A 3595-nucleotide genomic window follows, 5' to 3' on the forward strand; every position below is an offset into this window, starting at 1 on the left:
GGTTTTGATGGATTTTGCGGCTTCGCGAGCGAAGGCCTCCAGTTGCTTCTTGTCCATACTGCCTATCCTTAGCCATTGCTGGCTCCATGATAGGCAGTTACACAGTTTTATCTACAGTCTCTCACTTGGCCGGAATCCCTCGCCCGCGCCTGTGCTGAACTGCTCGAAGGGCATTGGGCAGATCAGTATATCGCCTCCATCGTGCCGATAGATAACACGACAATCTGGCCCGCACAACGCCAAGGCGTGGCGCAGGCACTCTGTGTTCTGGATCAATTGGGCAGCGTGTTGCTTGCCGATGCCACAGGTTCCGGCAAGACACGATTAGGATCGGTGTTGTTACGTGCGGTTCATGATCGGATATGGAAAAAGGGTCGCGCCCGAAACAGTGCGTATACGACGCTGATCTGTCCACCGGGCGTGCAGCATAACTGGCTGAAAGAGACGGCACTGCAAGGCCTCCAGATACAGCCCTACTCTCAGGGGCTGCTCAGCGGCAGCAAGGACAAAGGGATTGCCCAACTGGTAGACCTGTCGTTGAAACAGTCCCAGATTCTATGTGTCGACGAAGCCCACAACTACCTGAACGAGAGCTCCAACCGTACCAGGTTTCTGCTACGTAATATGGCCGATCATGTCATTCTTCAAACGGCCACACCAATCAACAAGGGACAGAGCGACCTTCTCTCGTTGATCAACATCCTGGGGGCTGACAACTTTGATCCCGCCGGCATAAAGGCCTTCAACCACTATCTGCAAAAGCCCAACAAAGACCCCGCGTTGAAGGAGGAGCATCTCAAAAAACTGAAAAAGGAGATCAGCCGTTTTACCATCCGGCGAACAAAATCGGACTTCAACGCGCTGATCGATCGCTCTCCGCTTGAATATACTGATGAATACCAACGCCCTTGCCGGTATCCGAAACATAACCCGTGCTCTTTCTCGACCGGGGAGTCGGATCAGGCAATCTCGATTGCCGAAGAGATCCGAAGCCTGACTCAGCGTCTGACCGGCATTGGCTACGTCGAACGAAAAATAGCCCTTCCGTCCCATCTGGAGGAGCAGTTTTCGACCAAGGAGCTGATCGACTGGCGCCTTGCCATCGCGCGGGCTGCAGCGATCTATCAGATAATGTCCCATCTTCGCTCCTCCAGAAAAGCCGCCCTTGCCCACATTCAAGGAGGTACGGATGGGCACGCCGATCATAAGGGCGTGATACACAAACTGGAGAAAGGTGCGGGACAGCCACCGGGATGCGATTCGGCGATATCCGAAAACGACATCCCTGCATGGATCCACAACCCAGAAGCCCACAAGGCAGCAGCGCTTGAAGAGAGGCAGATTTACCTGCAGATCTGCCAATTGTTGGGCGATATGGATTCCAGCCGCGAATCGACCAAAGCCCGACTGCTGACAGACCTGATACGGCAGGATGGCCATAGCATCGTATTGGCTTTTGACAGGCACCCGATCACGCTATTCGACCTCAAGGCGCGTATCGCCGAGATCGCCCCAGGCATCGAAGTCATCGTCGGAACCGGAAAGGTCGGAAGCAACATCAAAGTTCGGCTCGAAAAGCGACTGAAACCCAAACGAAATGAGGAGGACGAAAAGCCCCTCATCGTGCTCTGCTCCGACGCCATGTCCGAAGGGCTGAACTTCCAAAGAGCCTCGGCGGTGGTGAATCTGGATATGCCCTCCGTCGTTCGATTGCTGGAACAGCGCGTTGGCCGAATCGATCGCATGAACAGTCTTCACGAGAGCATCGATGTGTATTGGCCAAATGACTCCAAAGCTTTTGCCTTGAGATCGGATGACAAACTGATAGAGCGTCATGGCACGGTTGAAACCCTGCTCGGTTCCAACGTTCCGCTGCCCGAATTTCTGAAACGCCAGGACAGCGAGCCTGAAGATTACCGTTCTATCGTTGACGAGCATGCCAAGCATGCCGATGACTGGGATGAAATTGGGGATGCCTTCGCTCCGATCAAAGCATTGATCGGCGACAGAGGACTAATCGATCCGGAACAGTACGAACAGATTGCGAAACACGACTGCGGAATTCAGGTTCAACTCACCATCGTCAAAGACCCCAAGTCGTGGGCGTTCTTCTGCATCAAAGGCAGCGACTTCAGCGCGCCCAAATGGGTGATGTTCGAGGATGGCCAGAAAGAGTTCCTGACCGACTTCGAACAGATCTCACAGAAATTGATGGAGCGACTTAAGGGAGTGCCCGATCAATCGGAGCCGATTGATCCCGATACGCAGATGGTTCTGGACGGCTACCTGGACAGAGTTTCAAGCATGGAAAGAACCCTGCTCCCAAAGCGGAAGCAGGTCGCCCTGTCGGAAATGGGGATAATACTCGCGGCCTATTGCAAGGACGAATCGTTGAGTCATATCGACCGGGAGTATTTGGATTTCTGGCTCAGGGTCCTCTCCTCGCCACTGACGCGAGAGGCATCGATTGACTGGAGCACCATCGCCGATCGCTGGCTGGATCTGATCAGGCCACACTGGTATGCAGAACTCGAATCCGGCAGGAGAAAGAGAGCGATTCTGCTTAAAGACATTCGCAGCCGGTTGATTGAAGAACCTATCCCTATTCAGCGGATACGAGCAGAGCTACATGCGATACCCCAGGCTAAAGCGATCGAGAACAGGATTGTTGCCTGCATCATTACGAAGGCATCCTAAGAATATGCGATCAACCTGGTAACATATACGTTACCATATGCTATAATTTTTTACGGAGTCGATCGTGGTCAGGAAGACTGAAGGATCGGGCAAGCAGCAGATAATCGATGCTCGAGAGTACATTACCGAGGATGGCCAGAAGCCGTATTCCGATTGGTTGAAGGGTCTCAAGGACGTCCGAGCGAAAGCCAAGATCACCGCTGCAATACATAAGATGCGGCAAGGGAATTTCGGCGACCACAAAGGAGTCGGCGAAGGCGTGATGGAATACCGGCTATTTTACGGGCCTGGTTACCGGATCTACTATGGATTGGACGGTGAGACGCTGGTCATCCTGTTGTTCGGCGGAACCAAGGAAAGACAAGGCAACGATATCGACGCTGCGAAGAAGTACTGGGCTGATTACCAGCGCCGAAAAGAAGCTCTACTGTAGTTTTGAATAAAGTCATGTAAGAGGAGCCCGCAATGGCACTGACTCGAGAATTTCGCGAAACCGTCATGGAGATGGCCAAGGCGGATCCAGAGTATCGCCGTGCCCTTATCGACGAAGCGATCGAAAATTTTATCGAAGGCGACTTCGAGACAGGAAAGCACCTGCTTCGGGATTATCTCAATGCGACAGAGAGCTTTCCCGAACTTGCCGAATCCGTCCGCAAGGACGTTAAGAGCCTGCGTCGTATGGTCGGCAGTAAAGGCAATCCTCGGGCTGAGAACCTGTTCGATATCATCAAGTTCTGCCGTGACCGTGAAGGCAGAGGGTGTTCATAGTTCTGTCTCAGCGTAAATCACAGGTCCACATATTGATCCACCCTGCCCGGGAAGTGGATGGTCAACTGGGATAGCGTCAGATTCCAGTTTTGTACTGGATGCGTCCACTTCTCGGAGGCCTTCAGCATCC

Annotated in this window: 3 protein-coding genes; all 3 read left to right on the top strand. The window is 53.1% G+C overall.

Going from position 1 to position 3595, the window contains the following annotated elements:
* The first annotated feature begins 246 nt into the window (after positions 1–246).
* The 3 genes from K6T12_RS21215 to K6T12_RS21225 all read left to right on the top strand — a co-directional run bounded on the left by K6T12_RS21215 (position 247) and on the right by K6T12_RS21225 (position 3465).
* Positions 247–2697, top strand: a complete 2451-nt coding sequence (locus K6T12_RS21215; protein WP_222224970.1) for an SNF2-related protein — start codon at positions 247–249, stop codon at positions 2695–2697.
* 64 nt (positions 2698–2761) lie between these two features.
* Positions 2762–3130 carry a type II toxin-antitoxin system RelE/ParE family toxin gene (locus tag K6T12_RS21220; protein WP_315853643.1) on the top strand — a complete coding sequence of 123 codons (369 nt, stop codon included), beginning with the start codon at positions 2762–2764 and terminating at the stop codon, positions 3128–3130.
* A gap of 32 nt (positions 3131–3162) precedes the next feature.
* On the top strand, positions 3163–3465 hold the full coding sequence (locus K6T12_RS21225) for a transcriptional regulator (protein ID WP_222224971.1): 303 nt from the start codon (positions 3163–3165) through the stop codon (positions 3463–3465).
* Positions 3466–3595: the final 130 nt, after the last annotated feature.

It is taken from the genome of Marinobacterium arenosum, from assembly GCF_019795155.1.
In the GTDB taxonomy this organism is placed as follows: Bacteria; Pseudomonadota; Gammaproteobacteria; order Pseudomonadales; family Balneatricaceae; genus Marinobacterium_C; species Marinobacterium_C arenosum.

Coding starts and splice junctions, on each gene's coding strand:
- K6T12_RS21225 (WP_222224971.1), top strand. CDS start 3,163: ATGGCACTGACTCGAGAATTTCGCGAAACCGTCATGGAGATGGCCAAG.